Here is a 22,174-nt window from a genome sequence, read left to right as displayed (position 1 = left end):
GTGCACCCCAAAGGGTGATTTCGCGGGCACGGCTGACGCACCCGCCGCACTCCGGCGCACTCTGCGGGAACGGTGAACCGGTACCGCCCGCCGAGTACTGGAGCCGCCGCGTGTCCTCGACCGCCCCCGACACCGTCCCCAGCGGACACATCCCGGGCACCCGGCGGCCTCCCGTACCGGCCGGTGTCCCCTCCCGCGCGCTGCTGCACGGGCTGCGGCGCGCGGCGCCGGCGCTGGCCGCCTTCTTCGCCGTGCACGTCGTGGGGCTGCTGTTCCTGGCCGTGTGGGCGCACCGGCGCGGGCACGGGCTCTGGCCGATGCTGGCGACGGAGTGGGACTCGCGCTGGTATCTGGGGATCGCCGACCACGGGTACGCGCACGAACTGGGCGTCGCCTTCGACCACAACAACCTGGCGTTCTTCCCGCTCTATCCGCTGCTGGTGCGGGCCGTCGCCGTGCTCACCCCGGGCAGCCGGGCCAGCACCGGCCTTGGGATCGCCGTGGTGGCCTCGCTGGTCGCGGCGTGGGGCGTGTACGCCGTCGGTGAGCGGCTGGCCGGGCGGCGGGCGGGCATCCTGCTGACCACGCTGTGGGCGGCGCTGCCGGTCGGCCTGGTGCAGTGGATGGGGTACACCGAGTCGCTGTTCACGGTCTTCGCCGCCTGGACCCTGTACGCCGTGCTGGACGAGCGCTGGCTGTGGGCGGGTGCGGGGGCGTGTCTGGCCGGGCTGACCCGGCCGACCGGGATCGCGGTGGCGGCGGCGGTCTCCGTCGCCGCCCTGCTGGCGCTGCGCCGCCGCTTCTCGGGCCGGGCGCTGGCCGCCGCGCTGCTCGCCCCGGTGGGCTGGTGCGCGTACCTCGGCTGGGTGGGGCTGCGGCTGGGCCGCTGGGACGGCTACTTCGCCGTGCAGCGGATGTGGCACAACGAACTGGACGGCGGCCATGAGACCCTGCGCCGGCTGCGCCAGTTGTTCGGGCAGGTGTCGCGGCCGGATCTGTTCCTGGTCGTGGTCAGCCTGACGATGCTGGTCTCGGTGGTGCTGTTCGCGCTGTCGGTGTGGGACCGGCAGCCGGTGCCGTTGCTGGTGTTCACCGGAGTGCTGCTGGTGATCGTCCTGTGCAGCGGCGGCGTCTACTTCCCGCGCGCCCGTTTCCTGCTGCCCGGCTTCCCGCTGCTGCTGCCGCTCGCGGTGCATCTGTCCCGGGCCTCGCGCCGGTACCGGGCGCTGGTGCTGGTGGCGGCGGTGGCGGGTTCGGCGTACTGCGGCGCGTACATGCTGCTGGTGTGGCCGAGCGCGCCCTGATGCACGGGGAGCCGGGTCCCTCGTCCCGGGTCTGCCGGCGGGTCCGGCTTGCCCGCGCACGGGACGCCGCCGGTCAGCCTGCCGCCGACGGGTCGGCCCTCGCCCCGGAAGCACATGGGGTCACTCCTGACTTCGGGGCGCTCGGGGCGTGGGTGTCGGCCGGCTTCCTCGCGCACGATGCTAGGCAGCGAGCACCCGCGGCGGGACGCCTGGCCCGTTCCTGAGGACCAAGGGGAGATGAACAACCGGGGAGGCGGCTACGGCTCGACCCGCACGAGATAGCTGAAGCCCGTGTTCTCGCCCACGCAGGACTGGAGCGTGAGGTCGCCCCAGTAGAGGCCGTGGGCGGGGGTGCCGCGGCCGGGCGAGACGTAGGTGGCGTACACGCGGTACGTGAAGGTGCCGCGCGGTGTGGTGGCCGTGACCGTCGTGCCCACCGGCAGCTTGGCGAACCGCGAGAAGCCGCAGTAGTCGTGGCCCACGATGACGGTGGTACGCAGCGCGTAGCCGTCCTCGGTCCCGAGTTCGGGCCCCGTCCACTGCACGGCGTCCCGGCAGGCGTCCACGGCGCCCTGGCCGCCCCGCACGACCTCGGCGGACCAGGAGCCGATCCGCAGCGTGGTCGAGCCGTCCTGGCTGCGCTCGCCGAGGGTGCCGGCGTCGGACGAGGGTTTCGGTGACGGCGGGGCAGGGGTGCCGCCGGGGCGCGCGGTGGGGGACGCGGGCGCCGTGTCGGACAGGTCCGGCAGCGCGGTCCTCGAAGCCGCGGTGGGCCTGCTCGGGGACGGCTCGGGAGGCGGCGCGGGACGGCTGGTGGCCGCCGTGGGCGCGGCTTCCGGAGTGGCCGGCGTGCCGGAAGGCGGCGGCTCGGCCGCTGCCGTGGGCAGCCGATCGGCGACCGCGGCGGTGGCCGGGGCGCTCGCGGGCGGCCCCGCCGGCGGCCTGTCCCCGGCACCGGAGACGGCGCACCCCGCCAGGGCGAAGGACGCGACCACGGCCACGGCGACGGCCCCGCGTACAGCGCCGGTACGGGCCGCCGCACGACCGGGTCGCTCCCTACGGGTCACGTGGCCCCCGGAGGACGCCGCGCCGGGGACGGCACCCGAGCGGGCGTGACGGTGACCTCCATGTCGGAACTCCTTCATGCTGCGACCGCCTCCGCCTCACCCGAAGCGGCCGTTGACGTAGTCCGTGGTGCGTGGGTCCTGGGGGCTGTTGAACATGGCGTCCGTGGTGCCGTGTTCGACGATCAGGCCGGGGGTGCCCTGTTCGGCGAGGAAGAAGGCGCACTGGTCGGAGACGCGGGCCGCCTGCTGCATGTTGTGGGTGACGATCACGATGGTGACCTCGTCGGACAGTTCGTGGATCGTCTCCTCGATGCGCCGCGTCGAGGTGGGGTCCAGGGCGGAGCACGGCTCGTCCATCAGCAGGACGCGGGGGCGGACCGCCAGCGAGCGCGCGATGCACAGGCGCTGCTGCTGGCCGCCGGAGAGGGCGCCGCCGGGCTGGCGGAGCCGGTCGCGGACCTCCTTCCACAGGCCGGCCTTGGTCAGGCACTCCTCGACGAGCCGGTCCTTGTCCTCGCGGCCCGCCTTGACGCCGGCCAGCTTCAGGCCCGCGGTGACGTTGTCGTAGATCGACATGGCCGGGAAGGGGTTGGGCTTCTGGAAGACCATGCCGATCTGACGGCGGGCGTGGGTGATGCGGCGCCCCCGGTCGTAGATGTCGTCACCGTCGAGGAGCACCCGGCCCGAGAGGGAGGCCGAGCCGACCAGTTCGTGCATGCGGTTGAGGATCCGCAGGAACGTGGACTTGCCGCAGCCTGACGGGCCGATGAGCGCGGTGACCTTGCGGGCGGGCATGGTGAGCGAGACCTGCTCCAGCACCTTGTGGTTGCCGAACCAGGCGGAGATGGCGTCGGCCTCCAGGGTGGCCGGGTCGCTCTGCGCGGTGGCCGCGCCGCGCCGGGGTGCCTTGACGGCCGTCATCCGCTTCGTCGGGTCGAGGATCTCGTCGACGAGGGTGTCGGTCGTGTCGGTGGTGTCGGTGGTGTCGGACATGATGGTTGAACTCCTCGTCGTTCAGAGCAGGTTGGGCAGCAGACGGGTGGCGGCGCCGGAGACGGCGAGACCGAACGCGGCCAGGACGGGCACGCCGACGATCCAGGTCTGCCAGCGGCCCCACGCGCGGTGGGCGGCCATGGTGAGCAGGGCGGCCAGGAGCAGCCCCTGGGACCAGAGGAAGACCGGCAACCAGGCGGCGTCCTCGATGCCGAGGGCCTGCTCGGAGTCGTCGATCCAGCCGGGGGCGAGCGGGCGCGGCGGGCTGGGCTGCGCGTCGCCCGTCAGGGTCGCGTCGACGCGGATCGTGCCGGACGGGGTGTACGGCCTGCCCTCGGCGGTGATGAGCGTGAGCCGGCCCTCGTCCTGCTTGAGGGCCGGCGGCAGCGGGTCGCCCTCCCGGCGGATGCCCGTGACCCGGTAGGTGGCCTTGCCCTGGCCCGTCGTCACCTCGATCTCGCTGCCCGCGGGCAGTCGGTGCAGGTCGTTGAACGTGCTGCCGTACCCCCACTGGCGGCCCATGATCACGCTGGTGCCGGCCTGTCCGGGCAGCGGGGTGTCCCGGCGGTGGCCGGGTCCGGACATCAGCACGCCCGAGGTGGTGCCCTCGGCGACCACCTCCTTCAGACCCAGGGCCGGGATGCGCAGCAGTGCGACGGGGGCGCCGGGCGTCAGCATCTTCCCGTCGTACGTCTGCTGCCCCACCGGTGCGACGCCGAGGGCGAGTTGGCGGCGGAACTCGTCGTATGCGGTCTGCTGGTCGCGGGCGTGCTGGAGGTGCCCCGCGATGGTGAGGTTGGCGGCGAAGCCGAGCAGCAGGGCGGCGAGCACGCACAGCGCGGCCCCGGCGAACGCGAAGCCGGCGCGCTCTGCCCGCGGCGGCCCGGATCCGGTCTCGGGCTCGGGTGAAGGCGCCGGCGCCGGCGGCGCCTCGGCCGGCGGGGGCGGGGACAGCACGGTCACGGGAAGCGCTCCTGTGAAGAGGTGTCGAGGGGAGAAATGGCGGCGCGGGCGGCGGGGTGGGGCCCGCCGCCCGTGCTTCCGACTGCCGTTACGCGCGGGGCTCGCCGAAGGTCAGCAGACCGTTGCGACGGCCGTACCGTACGAAGGCGATGCCGGCCGCGGTGAGGACGACGGCGCCGATGCCGGAGAACAGCGCGATCTGGCTACCGGTGGAGGCGAGGCCGCCGGAGGGCGAGGTGCCGCCTGAGGTTGAGACGCCGCCTGAGGTGGAGTCACCGCCGCCGGTGGTGCTTTCTCCGCCGGTCGTGCCGCCCGTGTCACCCGTGGGCTCGTCGGTCGGCTCGTCGGTGGGCTCGTCCGACGGCTCGTCGGTGGGCTCGCCCGACGGGTCACCACTCGGGGACTCGTCGGAGGGGGCGGGCACGGTGAACGCTACGGCGTCCACGTCGCTGCCCGACCCGTCGCTGCTGCAGCTCGGGGTCAGATCCCACCCGCTTTGGCCTTCGACCGCGTCGTCCGGGACGGTGAGTTCCGCCCAGGTCACTTCGCCGTTCGCGTCGGACTTCGCGCTGGGGAACTCGGCGTCGTTCCTCTGCATGGACATAGCGAAGGTGGTGCTCGGCTGGCACCTGCGGACGATGAGCTTCACCGTCTGGCCGCGCTTCAGTTCGGGGTTGTTCGTGAGCCGTTCGCCTGATGCGGCGTCCAGCATCTCGACCCTCGCCGACTGCACGTCCACCCGTGCGGGCGTGGATTCGGAGGCCCCGAACTTGGTGGCATCCGTCGGCGTGAACCGGGCGACGACGTTGTGCACCCCTCCGGCCAGGTCCTCCGTCTTGAACTCGGCCTTCCCGCCCGCGACCGCGGCCTCGCCCAGCGACTTTTCGCCTTCCAGGAAGGTCACGGTGCCGGGCGCGTCCGTCGGCGTGACCGTCGCGGTGAACGTCACCTCCTCCTTGGGCTCGGCGGTGACGGGATCACTGATCAGCGCGACGCTGGTGGCCTTCGCCCCTTCGCCGACCACCCAGTCGTCGCCGGTCACGGTGATCTTCTGGGACCAGTAGGGGTCGCCGGGCACCCACGCGTCCGTCGGAGGCGACTGGTCGTAGTTGTCGACGCACCGTACGCGCAGTTCGTACGTGCCGTCGCCCGTGATGATGCTCGACAGGCTGTTGACGACGATCCCGGGGTTGTCCGCTGCGGCCAGCGAAACGCCGGAGGTCGCCCCGTCGTAGGGGGCCTGGTTGCTGATCCCCCTCAGCGCCGTCGCCTCACTGCCGTCCGCCTTCACCACGTAGAGGCTCAGGTAGCTGGTGAAGTTGAGGTCTTCGAGCGTGAAGTCGGGGCACGCACCGGGGATCTCGATGGATCCGCCGACGCCTTGAGCATCGCTCAATCGGCCGCTGCCGGGCGTCATGGTGAACTCGCCGACGGACGCCGCCCGGGCGGGCTGGGACTGGGACGCCACCAGGGCCACAACGCCCAGGGCGAGCACGGCACAGGCGGCCGCGATGGCCGCCGCTCTTCGGAACGGGTGGAGCAAGGTCATTGCGATGGCCCCCCGGGGGACGGTCGGTTGATGGATACCGGGACAGCACGTGGGGCCGGGCACCTGGAGGGTGCCCGGCCGTCACGCGAGGTTCAGACGACGATCACGAGTTCAGGCCACCCGTGACGGTGCGCGCGTTGCAGTTGGAGATGGTGCCGAAGCCGTAGTTCTGGATGACGGTGCCCGCGGCGCAGATCTTCGAGAGCGCGCTGGAGATCGCGGTCTCGGTCAGCCGGGACGTCTGGACGACGTTGTAGACGTCGCGGGAGAAGATGAAGCTCGTGTTGAGCGCGATCGAGGAGCCCGAGCCGGTGGTGGGGGACTGGCCCGCGATGTTCCGCAGACGCGACTCACCACGACGGTTCGGGACGTCCGACAGGCCCTTGCCCTGGGCGATCCACTGCGCGACCGAGTACGGCATGAGCTGGTTGGCGGCGGTGATCGCGGTGCCGTCGTGCTCCTGGACGGAGCCGTTGACGCACGCACCCGGAGTGGTGACACCGATGGAGTCCAGCCAGTACTGGCGGGTGCCCGAGCCGGCCTGCGGCAGCAGCGGCGCCACCGTGTGCACGCCCGTCGCGTCCGTGTAGGTGCAGTTCGTGTAGATGCTCTTCAGCTGCGCCACCGTCAGGTCGGACGGCACGGTGCTGCCGAGGTCCGTGGCGTAGGTGACCGCGTCACGGGCGAACGGGACGTAGGTGAGGTCGGTGCCGGGCACGCTGGCCTTCGGACCGCGCGAGGAGCGGGCGATGTCGATGCAGGTGGCGCCGCCGTTGGTGATGTCCTCGGACAGCCGGGCGATGCCGTTGCTGGAGCCGTTGGTCTGGGCGCGGGTGTACTGGCACTCCGCCGCCGCCTTGGTCTTGTACGGGTCGGTGCCACCGGTCGGCGTGACGGCGTCCCAGGACGCGATGATCTTGGCGCCGGTGGAGTCCACGACAGCGGTGCCGTTGGCGAGGCCGTTCACGACGTACTGCGTGGTGTCCGAGCCGACCGCGGCCAGGGTGCGGTAGTCGGTCGACGAGGACGGGTCCGCCGAAGCCGGGGCGGCGAGGATGCCGAGACCGAGGACCGCGGTACCGACGGCGGCACCGACCTTGGCGTAAGACTTGACGTTCACTTCTGAACCCCTTGGTTTCTGGATTTCCGAAGACTGGACGTTCAAGCTGAATCCGGATTTTCGTGCTGCCGACCCGTCGGCCGGCCACCGCATACATTTCCAGAATTTCGCGCTGTGACCAACAAATTCCCAACGAGGGAAAGGTTACGGGAAGGCTTCCTAGGTGTCTCCTAGGGAGTCCGCCGTTGCGCATAGCGAAGCATCACAGGGCCTGCAAGGCCTGATACTCCGCCCACAAAGAGGACGGCCAGAAGAACCCAGCGGATAACACCGAGGATGTCGCCAGGTGTTATTCCCGGTTTGGCTTGGCCGATATTCTGTTGCGGCCCTGACGAAGGGGGCGCCGAGCCGTTCGCGACGGATGCCTCGGACGTCGGCCCGCCGGTGTCGCCGGACCCGGACCCGCCCGCGCCGGACCCGCCTCCGCCGGCCACGCCGGAGTCGGCCCCTCCGCTGCCCGCTCCGCCGGTGAGTCCCCCTGAGCCGTTCGCGTTCGGATCGTCCGGTGAGGTACCGCTCCCGGGGTCACCGTGCTCCAGGTCGACGGCGGCGGCCTCGGCCTGCTTGCGCAGCTTGGCCGGCAACGGTGCGTAGCCGGGGGGAAGTTCGCCGGCCGCCCGGCCCTGGGTCTGGCCCGGTCCCGCCGCGTACCTGATGAAGTCGGCGTACGCCTTGCGGTCCTTGGCGCCCTGGTCCACCGAGGCCGCGGCGTAGGTCACGGCGGTCAGCGGATACGCCTGGCCCTTGGCCCGCGCCGGATCCGGCTTGAGCACACCGGAGTTGTCCGGCGACGGCCGCATGGCGCCGACGGCCGCCTGCAACGTGCCGGCCGAGGGCTGCACGAAGGTGCCGTCCGCGTTGCGCAGGGCCGCGGTCTGCAACCCGTACCGTGCCGCCGACGCGGCGTCGACGACCGCCATCACCACACGACGGCCCGGCGGGGGAGCCACGTTGACGACCTTGGCCGGCACCTGGTCGTTCGGCTGCTGCCACACGGTGGTGCGGCCGTTGTTGCCGCGGCGGGTCTTCACGGCGCCGTCGTGCAGGTCGACCGTGTACGGGTCCAGGTCCAATATCGTGTAGCTGGCCGACCCGAGCGGCGGATAGTCGTTGATGGCCGGCTTCACCGTGGGGTCGGACTTGGGAAAGTTGGTCAGACCGGTCTCGTCCGCCAGGTTCAGCTCCTGGAAGTACGGGTTGATCCGCATTCCCTGTTCATCCGGCTTCCCGGAGAGGAAGTCCCGCGCCGCCTTGTCCGACTGGATCCAGTTCCAGAGCAACCGCGTGGTGTCGGAATCCCCCTGCGGCACCATGAGGCTCATGGGGTCGGCCTGGGGGTCCAGGTCGGCGAATTCCGGATTGAGGTCCAGGAATTCTTTGTCCTGGGTGAAATACAGCGGGTTTCCCTTGAGGTGGTCCGCCTCGGCCGATTCACAGGTGGGCGGGTTGCAGACATTCGTCCAGGGAATATCGTGCACATATGAATGAGTGAGCATCTTGGCCACGAGCCGCGGCGTCAGTTTCATGTCCTGCAGCACACCGTTCGTGCCTTCGATGAAGAACCCGATCGCGAGCCCGGACACCGCGATCGGCGCGTGCACGACGCGCGGCCCCTCCCCCGGCTGAGCCACCGGATCGACGGTGACGCCCATCGCGGGCGTCTCCTCGCTCCCGCCCAGCACCTCGTCCCTGGCGGCAGCCTCGGGCCCTCGGTTGAAGGTGAACGTGTTCCCCGTGGACGTACACAGCTTGGGAGCCCACGACGAGACGGCGTCGTCCGCGAGTTCGGAGCCGGGTACGGCCCGCTCGGGCTGGCCCTCCGGGCAGAACTGGTCGACCGGCTGGAAGTCCAGGCGGAAGACGATCCGCTGGGCCCAGTTCGTCGCGGACAGCGGCGAGGAGACGAGCTTGTCACTGCCGGTGACCGCATTGCCGCTCGGCTCGTGGGTGCCCCGCGGCACGACCACCAGCCAGCAAGGGCGCGGAGCGGCAGTACTGCCGGAGGCCGCTTTGTTCACACCACAGCCGAGGTAGTCCGCCTGCACCCCGTCCTGCACCTCGAACTCCGTCTCGCCGGTGCCGTTGGCGAAGGTCCGTACGGCCTTCTGCTCGTTGCTGTCCAGCAGGCCGAAGTAGGTGTAGTCGTGGGACGACGTGGTGGGCGGCTCGCCGTTGGCCGGGCGGAAGGGGACGAAGGGGAACGAGCCCGTGTACTTCTCGTCCTCCTCGGGGTCGTCCTCGCTACCCGAGGCCGTCCCGGTCCCGTAGCGCACGATCCGGCCGTTCCCTGCCCCCACCGTAGTGCCGGCACCGAAGACGCACTGCTCCCGGTCGGGACCGGACGGATCGTCACCCCAGCACTGCATGATCTGCAGGTAGTTGCGGTTGAACGAACCCTCCGTCTCCGTAGGAGCCCCGCCCTCCCAGCTCACCCGCACGCTCTGGGAGTGCAGGTTCTTCGTCTGGTGAACGGTCACCTTCAGATCGGAGAAGTCGTCGTGCCTGCCCTTCGTCCCCGACTTCGTCACGGCGGAGTCCTCGCCGGCCGCCGCCGCGGCGGGCGTCGTCGCCGGCGGCACCGGCAGCAGTGCCACCAGGAGCCCGGCCAGCAGGCAGCCCACGGCGACCAGGATGCGCGGCCGGGGCCGCCCCGTCAGCGGCTTCGTCATGCCGCACCGCCCTTGCGGCGCGCCCGGTTGGCCATCACCCGCGCGACGGCCGGTGGCCCGACGACCACGCCGACGAGCAGCGCGGCCGACAGCGCCATCAGCGCCGTCCGCAGTCCGAGGGCGTCGTCCGCGCCCAGGGAGACCGGGCTGGCGGCGACGGAGGAGTCGCCGGTGGACTGGCCGCCGCCGAGGACCTCACCCGTGTCGGGGTCGACGACGGACCCGCCGGTCGTCCCGCCCGTGCCACCGGTGCTGCCCGCCGTACCACCGCCGGAGGAGCCGCCCGTCGAGCCTGCCGAGCCCGTGGAGCCCGAGCCGCCGGTCCCTCCCGAGCCGCCCGTGGAGCCGGCGCCGCCGGAGCCGGAACCGCCCGAACCGGAACCGCCGGAACCACCGTTGCTGACCGGCGTGGGGGTCTTGGCGCCACCGGTACCGGTGGCGCACTGGTCCGAGCCCTTCTTGTCGCACGCCTGCGGATAGGGGGCGTTCTGGATCAGGAGGTTCTTGCCGCCGGAGAACGTCGGGTTGTTGCACTTGTTGATGTCGATGCTGTCACTCACGGCACCCGGGATCTTCCGCGTCTGGTCCATGGCTGCTTCCACCAGGTTCTTCGGCAGCGGCGAGTAACCGAGCCGGTCGGCCTGTTGCTGGCCGTCGCAGAGGAAGTAGTTGTTGAAGGCGCTGAGGGTCCTCCCCTTGGCCTTGGTGAAGCCGCTCTCCTCCTTGGTCGGGATGATCATGTAGCTGTAGCTGGAGAGCGGGTAGGTGCGCTTGTCCCCGAAGGTGTAGACGTTGTCCAGCTTCTGGGTCAGGTAGTTCGCGGAGCGCGGGTCATTGTTGATCTCGGCCTTGGTCAGGGCGACCGCCACGCTGGAAGCGGTCGGTTCGACGTAGTAGCCGGAGTGGTTGAGGACCTTGGACACCGGGAATCCCGCGTTCCTGGCGTACGAGTACTCGACATAGGTGATGGCGCCCTCGGCCTGGGACTGCTTGACATAGCCCGCGACGCCGAGCGACTGGGACTGGGCGACGAAGCCGGACCCGGGGATCACCGGGAAGTACGAGGTCAGACCGCACGGCGTCGACTTGCCCGCCCGGCGGCAGTAGTCGTTCCACAGGGAGCCGTACTCCTTGGACATCCACAGCGTGAACTGCGCGGTCGTACCGGAGCCGTCGGAGCGGACCACCGGGACGATCCGGCGGGCCGGCAGGTTCAGCCGGGGGTTGTCCGCCTTGATCTCCGGCGCGTTCCACATCGTCAGCCTGCCGGTGAAGATCTTGGTCAGGACCTCACCTGACAGCCGGAGGTTGGTGACCTGCCGGCCGCCGATCTTCAGGTTGTACATGAACGACGTACCACCGGCCACGATCGGCATGTAGGCGTACTTGCGCGTCGGCGGCGGGTCCGACTGGCCGAGGTCGTTGAGCCCGTAGGGGATCTCGGACACACCGAAGTCGGAGGTGCCGTTCTTGAACTGCTGGCGGCCGACCGACGAGCCGACCGCCGAGTAGTTCACCGTCATGCCCTGCTGGCGGACGTTGCGGCGCCACTGTTCGATCGCGTTGGAGCTCCAGGTCGAACCGGAGCCGCTGATCTTGGTGTAGGTGTCCGCGAAGGCGTTCGGCGGATGGACGGCGATCAGCGCGCAGACCGCGGCGACGAGCAGCGCCAGCGCCTGGTACACGCGCGTAGCGCGCGGACGACGACGGACAAGTGCGGGTATCACGGGGTGCTCCTCGTCGGTGCGGGACTGTCTGACGGCCGGTCTGCGGGGGCGTGCGCCGCGAAACGCTTCGCGTCACGTCGGGAGGCCCTGACCCGGCGGTGTTCCTGACGGCGGGTCAGCCGGCCCGGTCCGCGCCCGCCGAGGATGCGGGCCAGGACGAACAGGATCAGCACCAGCACGAGAAGCACCGCCGCGGTGCCGAAGCCGCGGGCGATGTAGGTGGGCTCGGGGGACTTGACGAGTTCGAAGGCCGCCAGCGGCAGCGACACCATCGGGTCGTGGAACGGATTGGTGTTCAGCTCCGCGGTGTAGCCGGCGGTCAGCAGGACCGGCGAGGTCTCCCCCACCCCGCGGGCCGTGCCCAGGATGATCGCCGTCGTCAGTCCGGACCGCGAGGTGGGCAGCACGACGTGCCACACCGTGCGCCACCGCGAGGTGCCGAGGGCGTACGACGCCTCGCGCAGCGTCCCCGGGACCAGCCGGATCACCACGTCCGCCGCGCGGATGATGATCGGCAGCATCATCACGGAGATCGCCAGCGCGGCGGCGAGGCCGGAGCGGTCGAAGCCCAGCGCCAGGATGAAGGTCGCGTAGATGAACAGGCCGGCGACGATGGACGGCAGAGCCGTCATCGCCTCGACCATGGTGCGGACGAACCGGCTGAACGCCCCCGGTACCTCGTTCAGGAAGACCGCGCACACCAGCCCGGCCGGGATGCAGATCAGCAGGGCGATGGAGATCTGCCACAGGGTGCCGACGATCGCGTGCAGGACGCCGCCGACGTCGAGCGGCTCGATCGGGCCCGCGTCGGCCATCGACTCGGTGTAGAAGTTCAGGTGCGGCAGCGCCTCGCGGCCTTCGTAGAGGGTGTAGACGACCACGAACGCCAGCACGGCCAGCATCACCACGCCGAGGCTCTGGACGACGGCTGCGGCCACCCGGTCGCGCACCGCGGGCCCGTCCTCGTCGAAGGAGACCAGCAGCGCGTACAGGCCGAGGAAGAGCAGGTAGGCGACGACGACGAAGCCCAGGGCGCCGTTGAAGGGCAGCAGCCGGTCGAACATCAGCCAGGTGACGCAGAGGGACGCGGCGCCGGCACCGAGCATGGCGTACACGTCGGTGGCGCGCAGCGTGGCCAGGTTGCGGCGTGACTCGGTGAGCGTCCTGCGGCGCGCGGGCAGGGTGGTGCCCGCCACCGGCGGCTCGGGCGGTTCCGCCGGGTTCGGCTGCGGCCCCTGGTCGCCGGGCGGGCTCTGTGCGGTGGTGACGGTCATCGGGCTCGGTCTCCTCAAGAGTCGCTCGTCGCGCCGGAACGGCTGCGGGCGACGATCGACGACGCGACGAAGTTGACGACGAGGGTCAGCAGGAAGAGCGCGAGGCCCGCGGCCATCAGCGCCGACATGCCGATGGGACTGGCCTCGCCGTAGCGCAGGGCGATCAACGAGGAGACGGAGCTGGTGCCGTTCTGCAGGATGTGCGGCTGGATCTTGAACACCGGCGAGATGATCAGGTACACGGCGATGGTCTCGCCGAGCGCCCGGCCCAGGCCCAGCATGGTGCCGCCGATCATGCCGCCCTTGCCGAAGGGCAGCACGACGCTGCGGATCATGCCCCAGCGGTTCGCGCCGAGCGCGTACGCGCCCTCCCGCTCGCCGACCGGGGCCTGCGAGAACACCTCCCGCATCACCGAGCAGATGATCGGCGCGACCATCAGGGACACGACCATGCCGGCGATGAAGGTGGAGGAGGTGTAGACGGTGGCGGTGGCGAGCGGGTCCCGCGGATCGGCGCCGTCGACCTCGAAGACCGGGATCCAGCCGAAGTACGTGGCGAGCCAGCGCGACAGGCTGACCACGTGGCCCTGGAAGAAGAACAGACCCCACAGTCCGTAGACCACCGAGGGCACGGCGGCCATCAGGTCCACGATGCTGATGAGGGTCTGCCGGATTCTCGGCGGGGCGTACTCGGAGATGTAGAGCGCGGTGCCGAGCGCCATCGGCACCGCGAACACGATGGCGACGAGCGCGACGAGGATCGTGCCCACGAGGACGGCGGCGATACCGAAGTTGCCGCCTTCGGGCTCCCAGCTCTCGGTGGTGATGAAGCCCCACTTCGCGACCGACAGCGCCTGCCAGGCCCGGTACGTCAGAAAGCCGCCGACGAGCAGCATGATGGCGAGCACCAGGGTGCCGCCCCCGCGCAGCACGCCCCGGAACAAGCGGTCGGCCACGCCGGGATCGGCGTACAGGCGTCTCGGAGGATCCTCCGCCGGGGCCACAGGTCGCTCATACAGTCGCGTCGTCACATGTGCCGACGCTCCTGAGGCCCAGTGGACTGCTGCGCACACAAAGGTGAACGAGACACCCCCAACAGGCAACTTCCGGGTTTGACGTGAACGCGGCGATGTGAAGAAACGAAGGGGTCCGGGCCCGCCGGTGCGGCGGCCCGGACCCCTTCCCGTGCTGGTGAACTGCGCAGCCGACGGCTGGTCAGGTCAGTGCATGTCGTCCCACGCGATCACCCCGGCCGAGCCCAGTTCGGCCAGGAGCGCCCGGAATCGTTCGTAGGCGGCTTGGCAGGTCGAGTGCCGCTCATAGGCGCGCGACGACACGGCCAGGGCGCCGCCGGCCGGGTCCCGCAGCCGCCAGACCCAGCCGTTCCCCTCAGAGGTGTGGTGCACACCCCCGGCTAAGCCCGCCACTTGGGCGCACATCTGCTCGAACGCCGCCCGGCATTCCTCGTAACTGCGGTACGTCAGGGCCGCCACGGCGATCACCCGCCCGTTCGTGGCGGTGAGCCGCCACAGGTAACTTCCGTCTGCGGATATGTCTATCTGACAGCGCGTGCCGGGTACGGCCGCGCCCCCCTGTCTTGCCGCCATCCATCCCCACCCCTGCGGTTCCCGACGTCAGGAAGGCCGCACGGTTCGACGACGGATCGTCATTTGTGCGGCATCCGCAGAGTAGTGAGACGCGATTGACAACGATTGCCCTGTCTTTACTGTACCCGGCATGCTTCATCGGAAAGTTGCCCCTCGTTCACATGGCCGCCGTACAGCGACCGTGAGGCGTGGGCGACGGCTCCGCCACGGCGGTGGCCGGGCCGCGGGTACGCGTAGGTGGTCACCAGGTCCGCTGAAATTCCAGTTGAATTTCCCCTTCGGTTTTCCATGGAATCGGCGCACCCGATATTCGCCCGCACTTCTCCGACGGAAAAACGGCGACGCCCTTCACGCCGCCGCCAAGAACGTTCCTAAATCTCCACAAGGTGAGTACGCTGCAGGCATCAATTCAGGCCCGCCGACCGGGAATTGGCGGACCTTGGCGTACAACTTGAGGAATTCGCATGCGCATTTACTCTGCCGCCCTCGCCGCCTGTGGCGTCGTGGCCCTGTCCGCCCTCGCCGTTCCGGCCGCGCACGCGGACGAGACGTTCGGCGACACCGACATCACCGGCGTCGTCGTCAACAGCGGTGACCCCGTCGTCCTCGGCACGAGCGCGAGAACCGTCACGGTGGAGGTCACCGCGACCGACCCGTCCGGCTTCGAGCAGATCAACGCCACGCTCTACCACGGCTCGTACACCAGCCAGGACAGCACCGTTCCGGCGACCGCGGCCTGCGGTCCGACCACCGCCGCGACCAGCACCTGCACCCTCACCTTCACCCTCACCCCGGGCAGCGCGCCGGCCGACGGCTCCCTGGCGGGCGCCTGGAGCGTCAGCGCCTACGCGATCGCCGCCGACGGCGACGCCGAATTCCTGGAGAAGGCCGCCGGCTTCGACCTGCGGCGCGACACCCACGTCGGCGTCGCCGCCCCGGACCGGGTGAAGTGGGGCAGGACCCTGACGGTCACCGGCGGCGTGCAGAACGCGGACTGGGCGACCGGCACGTACGGCGCCACGACGGCCGGCCGGCCCGTGCAGCTGCAGTTCCGTCTCAAGGGCTGCGCCACGTACACCACCCTCAAGACCGTCGACACCGCCGCCGACGGCACCGTGTCCGCCACCGTCCGCGCATTCGCCGACGGCGACTACCGCTGGTCCTACGCCGGCACCGCCGACACCGCGGCCGCCGTCTCCAAGGGCGACTTCGTCGACGTGCGCTGACCTCTGAGAACACCGGTGCCGGCCACCCCCGCGGGTGGCCGGCATCACAGCCTGAGCAGACCCGGCGAAGTCCCTAGCGGTTCGACAGCGCCCCGAAGGGGCGCGGGGAACTGCGCGACCAGCCACGACGCCGCCGCAGACAACCGACGGCAGAGCGCGCCGCCCGCTCCGGTCAGCCCACCGCGAGCAGGATCACCAGCAACACCGCACCGGCCACCGCCGGCACCACAACCTCATACGCCCACCGCACCACGACCTCACCCTGAGCACCCGCCTCACTCCCCCGGCGCTCCAGCACCTCCCGCAGATCCTCCACAACCTGATCACCCTCAGCCCGCCCCACAACGGAGGCCCCCGTGCTCGGCCCGCCGGACCGGCCACCGCCGCCGTCGCGCGTCGCGGCCTCGGACCGGGCCTGCCGCCGGGCGGCCCTCTTGCGGGCCCGCAGCGAGACCGGGACGGCCCACAGCTGGTACTTGGCGCCGGACTTCGCGACGACCTCGTTCGAGTAGCCGGAGCGCAGGGCGGCGATCTCCCCCCAGGGCAGGGTGATCATCCGGAACGGGTTGCGCACCCGCAGCCGGTCCTCGCCCACGAACACGGCCGGGCGCAGGGTGAAGGCGACCACCAGCGGCACCACGAGGATCATCGTGGCGAGGGCCAGCCAGGGGGTCCGGCCGTGCCCGTTGAACAGCGCGTCGATGCCGAGCCACAGGACGATGGCGAGCATCACCACCCCGCCGGCGATCGCCGCGGACGACCGGTGCACCCGGTCCTTGGCGGTGGGCACCGGCGGCTGCGGCTCGGATGGCTGGTGGTCCGGGGTCGTCATGGTCCCGATTCTGCCCGACGCCGTCGGTGGCGTTCATCCGCGGTACCGGGGCGGCGGGCGGGGTCGCGGCCCGGGTTCGGGGCCGGTCCGGGGGCTGTACAGCCGCTACGCGCGTAGATATGCTCGTCTGGTGACCATGCCCACCTCTGCTCCCACAGCGCAGGCTCTCGCCGACGTGACCGCGTCCGACAGCACGCTGCGCCGCTTCCTGCACGGGCTGCCCGGCGTCGACGCGGTCGGCCTGGAGGCACGCGCCGCCTCGCTCGGCACCCGTTCCATCAAGACCACCGCGAAGGCGTACGCCATCGACCTCGCCATCTCGATGGTCGACCTGACGACGCTGGAAGGCGCGGACACCCCGGGCAAGGTCCGGGCGCTCGGCGCCAAGGCGGTCCACCCGGACCCGACGGACCGTACGACCCCGACGACCGCGGCCGTCTGCGTCTACCCCGACATGGTGGCCGTCGCGAAGGAGGCCGTCGCCGGCTCCGGCGTCAAGGTCGCCTCGGTCGCCACCGCCTTCCCGGCCGGCCGCGCCGCGCTCGACGTCAAGCTGGCCGACGTGCGCGAGGCCGTCACCGCGGGCGCCGACGAGATCGACATGGTCATCGACCGGGGAGCGTTCCTCGCCGGGAAGTATCTGAAGGTGTACGACGAGATCGTCGCGGTGAAGGCGGCCTGCGGGACGTCCGCCCGGCTGAAGGTCATCTTCGAGACGGGCGAGCTGTCGACGTACGACAACATCCGGCGGGCGAGCTGGCTCGGCATGCTGGCCGGGGCCGACTTCATCAAGACGTCGACGGGCAAGGTGGCGGTGAACGCGACCCCGGCCAACACCCTGCTGATGCTGGAGGCGGTGCGCGACTTCCGGGCCCAGACCGGCGTCCAGGTCGGTGTGAAACCCGCCGGCGGCATCCGCACCAGCAAGGACGCGGTCAAGTTCCTCGTCCTGGTCAACGAGACCGCCGGTGCCGACTGGCTGGACAACCACTGGTTCCGCTTCGGCGCGTCCTCGCTCCTGAACGACCTGCTGATGCAGCGTCAGAAGCTGGCCACCGGCCGCTACTCCGGCCCCGACTACGTAACGGTGGACTGACCCATGGCATTCGAGTACGCTCCCGCGCCCGAGTCGCGCGCGATCGTCGACATCGCCCCGTCGTACGGCCTCTTCATCGACGGCGAGTTCGTCGAGAGCGCGGGCGGGGATCTCGCCAAGACGGTCTCCCCCGCCACCGAGGAAGTGCTCTGCGAGTACACCCAGGCCACCGCCGAGGACGTCGACCGGGCGGTGCGGGCCGCCCGCAAGGCGTTCGAGAAGTGGTCGGCGCTGCCCGGTGCCGAGCGCGCCAAGTACCTCTTCCGTATCGCGCGCATCATCCAGGAACGCAGCCGCGAGCTGGCGGTCCTGGAGACGCTGGACAACGGCAAGCCCATCAAGGAGACGCGCGACGCGGACCTCCCCCTGGTCGCCGCGCACTTCTTCTACTACGCGGGCTGGGCGGACAAGCTGGACCACGCCGGTTTCGGCCCGTCGCCGAGGCCGCTGGGCGTGGCCGGCCAGGTCATCCCCTGGAACTTCCCGCTGCTGATGCTGGCGTGGAAGATCGCCCCGGCGCTCGCCACCGGCAACACGGTGGTCCTCAAGCCCGCCGAGACGACCCCGCTGTCCGCGCTGTTCTTCGCGGACATCTGCCGTCAGGCGGGCCTGCCCGCGGGCGTCGTGAACATCGTCACCGGCGACGGCCGCACCGGCGCGGCCCTCGTCGCACACCCGGGCGTCGACAAGGTGGCCTTCACCGGTTCCACGTCCGTCGGCAAGGAGATCGCCCGCACGGTCGCGGGCACCCGCAAGAAGCTCACCCTCGAACTCGGCGGCAAGGGCGCGAACATCGTCTTCGACGACGCCCCCATCGACCAGGCGGTCGAGGGCATCGTCACCGGAATCTTCTTCAACCAGGGCCAGGTCTGCTGCGCGGGCAGCCGGCTGCTGGTCCAGGAGTCGATCCACGACGAGCTGCTGGAGTCCCTCAAGCGCCGTCTGTCGACGCTGCGGCTCGGCGACCCGCTCGACAAGAACACCGACATCGGCGCGATCAACTCCGCGGAGCAGCTGGCCCGGATCACCGCGCTGGCCGAGCGGGGCGAGGCGGAGGGCGCCGAGCGCTGGTCCCCGGCCTGCGAACTCCCCTCCTCCGGCTACTGGTTCGCCCCGACGCTGTTCACGAACGTCACCCAGGCGCACACGATCGCCCGCGAGGAGATCTTCGGCCCGGTGCTGTCGGTCCTCACCTTCCGCACCCCGGACGAGGCCGTCGCCAAGGCCAACAACACGCCGTACGGCCTGTCGGCGGGCATCTGGACGGAGAAGGGTTCGCGGATCCTGGCGGTCGCGAACCGGCTCCGGGCGGGTGTCGTGTGGTCCAACACGTTCAACAAGTTCGACCCGACCTCGCCGTTCGGCGGCTACAAGGAGTCGGGGTTCGGCCGCGAGGGCGGCCGCCACGGCCTGGAGGCGTACCTCGATGTCTGACAACGTGTCCGTGGGCGGCTCCGCCGCGCGGCGTCTCAGTGTCTTCAAGACCTACAAGCTGTACGTGGGCGGCAAGTTCCCGCGTTCCGAGAGCGGCCGGGTGTACGAGGTGACCGACTCGAAGGGCAAGTGGCTGGCGAACGCGCCCCTTTCCTCCCGCAAGGACGCCAGGGACGCGGTGGTCGCCGCCCGCAAGGCGTTCGGCGGCTGGTCGGGCGCGACGGCGTACAACCGGGGCCAGGTCCTCTACCGCGTAGCGGAGATGCTGGAGGGGCGGCGGGAGCAGTTCGTGCGCGAGGTCGCCGACGCCGAGAGCCTGTCGAAGGCCAGGGCGACCGCCGTGGTGGACGCGGCCGTCGACCGCTGGGTCTGGTACGCGGGCTGGACCGACAAGATCGCCCAGGTGGTGGGCGGCGGCAACCCGGTCGCGGGTCCGTTCTTCAACCTGTCCTCCCCCGAGCCGACGGGCGTGGTCGCCGTCGTCGCCCCGCAGGAGTCGTCCTTCCTGGGCCTGGTGTCGGTGCTCGCCCCGGTGATCGCGACCGGCAACACGGCCGTGGTGGTGGCGTCCGAGAGGTCTCCCCTCCCGGCGCTCTCCCTCGCCGAGGTGCTGGCCACCTCGGACGTGCCCGGCGGTGTCGTCAACGTGCTCTCCGGCCGTACGGCGGAGATCGCCGCGCCGCTGGCCGCGCACCAGGACGTCAACGCGATCGACATCGCGGGCGCGGACGAGGCGCTGGCGAAGGAACTGGAGATCGCGGCGGCGGACAATCTGAAGCGCGTCCTTCGTCCACAGCCTGTGGATTACTTCGAGACACCCGGAATCGAGCGGCTGACGGCGTTCCTGGAGACGAAGACGGTGTGGCACCCGACGGGGGCGCTGGGCGCGGCCGGTTCCTCTTACTGACGGGGTTCCGGCGGGGAACTGCTGTGTGGTGCGCCGACCGCAGGTCGTCCGCGGCCGGCCGCACGGTTCCCCGTGGCCCCGGCGGGCGCCTCAGCGGCCCAGCGCTCCGAGGAGTTGCCCGGCCACCGGCAGGCTGCCCAGCGACTCCGCCTGAGCGATCGGGGCGGTCAGCGCCCTGGAGGTCACCGGCTTGAAGTCGGCGAGCTGGGTGCCGACGCCGTTGTCGAGGGGGTCGACGCCGGTGCCCGCCAGCGGGTTGGGCTTGAGATCGGCGATCGGGCCGGTGACGTAGCCGACCGATTCGGTGAGGGCCGCCAGTCCCGTCTGCGGGTCGATGTGGCCGGGCGAGGCCGGCCGGAGCGGCACGTCCGCGACCGGTCCGGCGGCCGCGGACGCCGTCGCGGCGCCCGCGCCCAGGGCCGCCGAGGCGGTCGCAAGGGCGATCAGCACGCGCTGCGCGGTGCGGTGCCGGGAGGAGCTGTGTCGGGCCATCGTGGGTGCCACCTTCTGGTGCGCCGGGTAATCATGTCGACACGAAGGGTAGTTGAGGCGTGATACGCGTTCCAAAGCCGACCCGCGGGGTCGGCAAGGGCCGCATCATGCGTCAAACTGGTGTTCCGTGAACATTCATCCCCCGTCCCCCGCCCGTGTGGTGCTGCTGTGCGGCCCCTCGGGTTCCGGCAAGTCCCTCGTCGCCGCCCGTTCCGGGCTGCCCGTGCTGCGCCTCGACGACTTCTACAAGGAGGGCGACGACCCCACGCTGCCGCTGGTGGCGGGGAGTTCGGACATCGACTGGGACCACCCGCGGTCCTGGGACGCGGACGTCGCCGTCGACGCCATCGCCCGGCTGTGCTCCACGGGGTCGACGACCGTGCCGGTGTACGACATCGCGAAGAGCGCCCGCACCGGCGAGGAGGCGCTGCACATCGGGCGTACCCCGCTGTTCGTGGCGGAGGGCATCTTCGCGGCGGAGATCGTGCCGCGCTGCCGTGAACTGGGCCTGCTGGCCGACGCGTTGTGCCTGAGCCGCGGTGCGCTCACCACCTTCAGGCGGCGCTTCCTGCGGGACCTCACGGAGGGCCGTAAGTCGGTGCCGTTCCTACTGCGCCGCGGGGTCCGGCTGATGCGCGCGGAGCGGTCGATCGTCGCCCGCCAGGTGTCGCTGGGCGCGCACGCCTGCGACCGGGACGAGGCACTGAGCCGACTGGCCGCCGCCGCGGTACGCCGGGTACGGCAGGCCGCACCGCCGCAGGAGCACACGCCCTTGGCGCCGCAGACACAGACACCGGCGTAGTCACCACGCACCGAAGAGGCCGCCGTACCCGGGAGAAGGTCGTACCCGGGAGAGACAGACGAGGCACAGGCCGTACACGGTGACACACAGGAGAAGCGGGACTGGATGGACCCCCCGGCCCTCCAGTCCCGCTGTTCCCCCCGCTTCCCCCCGTGCTACCCGCGGGTCCCCCCGGACTCACGGGCCCCCGTGTTCCCCCGTTCCCCCCGCCTTCAGGCGACCAGCTCGCCGAAGGCGTTCTCCTCGTCACGGCCGACGCTGAGGACCTCGTCGTCGCGCAGCCGGCGCAGCGACCGCCAGATGCTGGACTTGACCGTGCCGACACTGATGCCGAGGATGTCCGCGATCTCCGGGTCCGTACGGCCCTCGTAGTAGCGCAGGACCAGCATGGTGCGCTGGAGTTCGGGCAGCCGGGCCAGCGCCTGCCACAGGACCGCGCGCAGTTCGGTGCCGCGCATCGCGTCCGTGTCGCCGGGCGTCTCCGGCAGTTCCTCGGTCGGGTACTCGTTGAGCTTGCGGCGCCGCCAGGCGCTGATGTGCAGATTGGTCATGGTGCGGCGCAGATATCCGCCGACCGCCGCCTTGTCACTGATCCGGTCCCACGCCCGGTACGTCGAGAACAGCGCGCTCTGCAGCAGGTCCTCGGCCTCGAAGCGGTCGCCGGTCAGGTGGTAGGCGGTTGCGTACAGGGAGGCGCGGCGCTCCTGGACGTAGGCGGTGAACGCCGCTTCGGCATCCGCAGTCTCCGTCAGCGAACGACGCTCCCCCGAGTCCTCCCTGTACGCGGCTCCCCCGTGGTCCCCCGTGACCCCCGTCGTGCTTCCCCCCGCAGGAGCGTCAACCACCGACATGTACGCGGTGTGCTGACGCCCGGTGCCGCGAGCGCACCCCCGCCCTCCCCCACGCTCGAACACGCTCGCGCGGGAGGGACCCCCATCCGCACCGGACTTCTCAGAACCCCGGTTCACGTCGTGCAGACGCGTGACGACCGCGCTGGTGCTCATGCCGTGCAGCGTGTTCATCTCGCGCCCCCTGTCGTGGACTTCGGTGTTCGGCCTGCTTCCTTGCCTGTGCCGAAAATCTTGCCCGGGTCACTTCATGGCCGTGTCCGC

General features: G+C 70.9%; 19 protein-coding genes. 6 read left to right on the top strand and 13 right to left on the bottom strand.

All coding sequences use genetic code 11. From position 1 onward, the window contains the following. Positions 1-110: 110 nt before the first annotated feature. A complete protein-coding gene (locus tag ACFYTE_RS01330; protein WP_388703235.1) occupies positions 111-1,304 on the top strand; it encodes a hypothetical protein in 1,194 nt (397 codons plus the stop codon). A gap of 257 nt (positions 1,305-1,561) precedes the next feature. Here ACFYTE_RS01330 and ACFYTE_RS01325 read toward each other — a convergent pair whose 3' ends face one another. The 10 genes from ACFYTE_RS01325 to ACFYTE_RS01280 form a co-directional block, all read right to left on the bottom strand. Next, the gene (locus ACFYTE_RS01325; RefSeq protein WP_388703233.1) at positions 1,562-2,305 is read right to left on the bottom strand and encodes a hypothetical protein; all 744 of its coding nucleotides are present in this window, start codon (positions 2,303-2,305) and stop codon (positions 1,562-1,564) included. Positions 2,306-2,467: 162 nt separating this feature from the next. Next, positions 2,468-3,292 (bottom strand): phosphate ABC transporter ATP-binding protein PstB, encoded by an 825-nt coding sequence (gene pstB / locus ACFYTE_RS01320; RefSeq protein WP_388704008.1) that lies wholly within the window; start codon positions 3,290-3,292, stop codon positions 2,468-2,470. Positions 3,293-3,385: 93 nt separating this feature from the next. Further along, on the bottom strand, positions 3,386-4,327 hold the full coding sequence (locus ACFYTE_RS01315; protein ID WP_388703231.1) for a sortase: 942 nt from the start codon (positions 4,325-4,327) through the stop codon (positions 3,386-3,388). Between the two features lie 88 nt (positions 4,328-4,415). Further along, positions 4,416-5,876: an Ig-like domain repeat protein gene (locus ACFYTE_RS01310; protein WP_388703229.1), complete on the bottom strand. Its 1,461-nt coding sequence runs from the start codon at positions 5,874-5,876 to the stop codon at positions 4,416-4,418. A 103-nt stretch (positions 5,877-5,979) separates the two neighbouring features. Beyond that, positions 5,980-6,996, bottom strand: coding sequence for a hypothetical protein (locus ACFYTE_RS01305; RefSeq protein ID WP_388703227.1), 1,017 nt, complete (start codon positions 6,994-6,996; stop codon positions 5,980-5,982). A 170-nt stretch (positions 6,997-7,166) separates the two neighbouring features. Beyond that, positions 7,167-9,665: a hypothetical protein gene (locus ACFYTE_RS01300; RefSeq protein ID WP_388703225.1), complete on the bottom strand. Its 2,499-nt coding sequence runs from the start codon at positions 9,663-9,665 to the stop codon at positions 7,167-7,169. Continuing rightward, the gene (gene pstS / locus ACFYTE_RS01295; RefSeq protein ID WP_388703222.1) at positions 9,662-11,392 is read right to left on the bottom strand and encodes a phosphate ABC transporter substrate-binding protein PstS; all 1,731 of its coding nucleotides are present in this window, start codon (positions 11,390-11,392) and stop codon (positions 9,662-9,664) included. Before pstS ends, ACFYTE_RS01300 begins: the two co-directional genes overlap by 4 nt. Next, positions 11,389-12,666 (bottom strand): phosphate ABC transporter permease PstA, encoded by a 1,278-nt coding sequence (pstA, locus tag ACFYTE_RS01290; protein ID WP_388703218.1) that lies wholly within the window; start codon positions 12,664-12,666, stop codon positions 11,389-11,391. The genes pstS and pstA overlap by 4 nt, the downstream gene beginning before the upstream one ends. A 14-nt stretch (positions 12,667-12,680) precedes the next feature. Next, entirely contained in the window at positions 12,681-13,622 is a 942-nt protein-coding gene (pstC, locus tag ACFYTE_RS01285) for a phosphate ABC transporter permease subunit PstC (RefSeq protein ID WP_388703216.1), read from the bottom strand. A 264-nt stretch (positions 13,623-13,886) separates the two neighbouring features. Beyond that, positions 13,887-14,273, bottom strand: a complete 387-nt coding sequence (locus tag ACFYTE_RS01280; protein WP_388703214.1) for a DUF1508 domain-containing protein — start codon at positions 14,271-14,273, stop codon at positions 13,887-13,889. Positions 14,274-14,737: 464 nt separating this feature from the next. On the opposite strand from ACFYTE_RS01280, the gene ACFYTE_RS01275 reads away from it, so the two are divergent. Next, positions 14,738-15,499, top strand: coding sequence for a calcium-binding protein (locus ACFYTE_RS01275; protein WP_388703212.1), 762 nt, complete (start codon positions 14,738-14,740; stop codon positions 15,497-15,499). Positions 15,500-15,671: 172 nt separating this feature from the next. Here the strand turns inward: ACFYTE_RS01275 and ACFYTE_RS01270 are convergent, their stop codons facing one another. Beyond that, positions 15,672-16,331, bottom strand: coding sequence for a PH domain-containing protein (locus tag ACFYTE_RS01270; protein ID WP_388703210.1), 660 nt, complete (start codon positions 16,329-16,331; stop codon positions 15,672-15,674). 136 nt (positions 16,332-16,467) lie between these two features. On the opposite strand from ACFYTE_RS01270, the gene deoC reads away from it, so the two are divergent. Genes deoC through ACFYTE_RS01255 form a run of 3 tightly spaced genes read left to right on the top strand, consistent with a single transcriptional unit; the run spans position 16,468 to position 19,768 of the window. Next, complete coding sequence (gene deoC, locus ACFYTE_RS01265; RefSeq protein WP_388704005.1) at positions 16,468-17,427, top strand: deoxyribose-phosphate aldolase; 960 nt, start codon at positions 16,468-16,470, stop codon at positions 17,425-17,427. A gap of 3 nt (positions 17,428-17,430) precedes the next feature. Then, positions 17,431-18,861, top strand: coding sequence for an aldehyde dehydrogenase family protein (locus tag ACFYTE_RS01260; RefSeq protein WP_388703207.1), 1,431 nt, complete (start codon positions 17,431-17,433; stop codon positions 18,859-18,861). Then, positions 18,854-19,768, top strand: a complete 915-nt coding sequence (locus ACFYTE_RS01255) for an aldehyde dehydrogenase family protein (RefSeq protein WP_388703205.1) — start codon at positions 18,854-18,856, stop codon at positions 19,766-19,768. Before ACFYTE_RS01260 ends, ACFYTE_RS01255 begins: the two co-directional genes overlap by 8 nt. A gap of 90 nt (positions 19,769-19,858) precedes the next feature. On the opposite strand, the gene ACFYTE_RS01250 is transcribed toward ACFYTE_RS01255, so the two are convergent. Continuing rightward, positions 19,859-20,260: a hypothetical protein gene (locus ACFYTE_RS01250; protein ID WP_388703202.1), complete on the bottom strand. Its 402-nt coding sequence runs from the start codon at positions 20,258-20,260 to the stop codon at positions 19,859-19,861. 127 nt (positions 20,261-20,387) lie between these two features. Between ACFYTE_RS01250 and ACFYTE_RS01245 the strand changes: the two genes are divergently transcribed. Beyond that, entirely contained in the window at positions 20,388-21,062 is a 675-nt protein-coding gene (locus ACFYTE_RS01245; RefSeq protein ID WP_388703199.1) for a uridine kinase, read from the top strand. Positions 21,063-21,274: 212 nt separating this feature from the next. On the opposite strand, the gene ACFYTE_RS01240 is transcribed toward ACFYTE_RS01245, so the two are convergent. Further along, the gene (locus ACFYTE_RS01240; RefSeq protein WP_388703196.1) at positions 21,275-22,084 is read right to left on the bottom strand and encodes a SigE family RNA polymerase sigma factor; all 810 of its coding nucleotides are present in this window, start codon (positions 22,082-22,084) and stop codon (positions 21,275-21,277) included. Positions 22,085-22,174: the final 90 nt, after the last annotated feature.

Origin of the sequence: Streptomyces sp. NPDC004629, assembly GCF_042873595.1 — a bacterium.
In the GTDB taxonomy this organism is placed as follows: Bacteria; Actinomycetota; Actinomycetes; order Streptomycetales; family Streptomycetaceae; genus Streptomyces.
This window is presented reverse-complemented; position numbering and strand designations above follow the sequence as displayed.

Coding starts and splice junctions, on each gene's coding strand:
- ACFYTE_RS01240 (WP_388703196.1), bottom strand. CDS start 22,084: ATGAACACGCTGCACGGCATGAGCACCAGCGCGGTCGTCACGCGTCTG.
- ACFYTE_RS01270 (WP_388703210.1), bottom strand. CDS start 16,331: ATGACGACCCCGGACCACCAGCCATCCGAGCCGCAGCCGCCGGTGCCC.
- pstA (WP_388703218.1), bottom strand. CDS start 12,666: ATGACCGTCACCACCGCACAGAGCCCGCCCGGCGACCAGGGGCCGCAG.
- ACFYTE_RS01275 (WP_388703212.1), top strand. CDS start 14,738: ATGCGCATTTACTCTGCCGCCCTCGCCGCCTGTGGCGTCGTGGCCCTG.
- ACFYTE_RS01280 (WP_388703214.1), bottom strand. CDS start 14,273: ATGGCGGCAAGACAGGGGGGCGCGGCCGTACCCGGCACGCGCTGTCAG.
- ACFYTE_RS01260 (WP_388703207.1), top strand. CDS start 17,431: ATGGCATTCGAGTACGCTCCCGCGCCCGAGTCGCGCGCGATCGTCGAC.
- ACFYTE_RS01300 (WP_388703225.1), bottom strand. CDS start 9,665: ATGACGAAGCCGCTGACGGGGCGGCCCCGGCCGCGCATCCTGGTCGCC.
- ACFYTE_RS01310 (WP_388703229.1), bottom strand. CDS start 5,876: ATGACCTTGCTCCACCCGTTCCGAAGAGCGGCGGCCATCGCGGCCGCC.
- pstB (WP_388704008.1), bottom strand. CDS start 3,292: ATGACGGCCGTCAAGGCACCCCGGCGCGGCGCGGCCACCGCGCAGAGC.
- ACFYTE_RS01255 (WP_388703205.1), top strand. CDS start 18,854: ATGTCTGACAACGTGTCCGTGGGCGGCTCCGCCGCGCGGCGTCTCAGT.
- deoC (WP_388704005.1), top strand. CDS start 16,468: ATGCCCACCTCTGCTCCCACAGCGCAGGCTCTCGCCGACGTGACCGCG.
- ACFYTE_RS01250 (WP_388703202.1), bottom strand. CDS start 20,260: ATGGCCCGACACAGCTCCTCCCGGCACCGCACCGCGCAGCGCGTGCTG.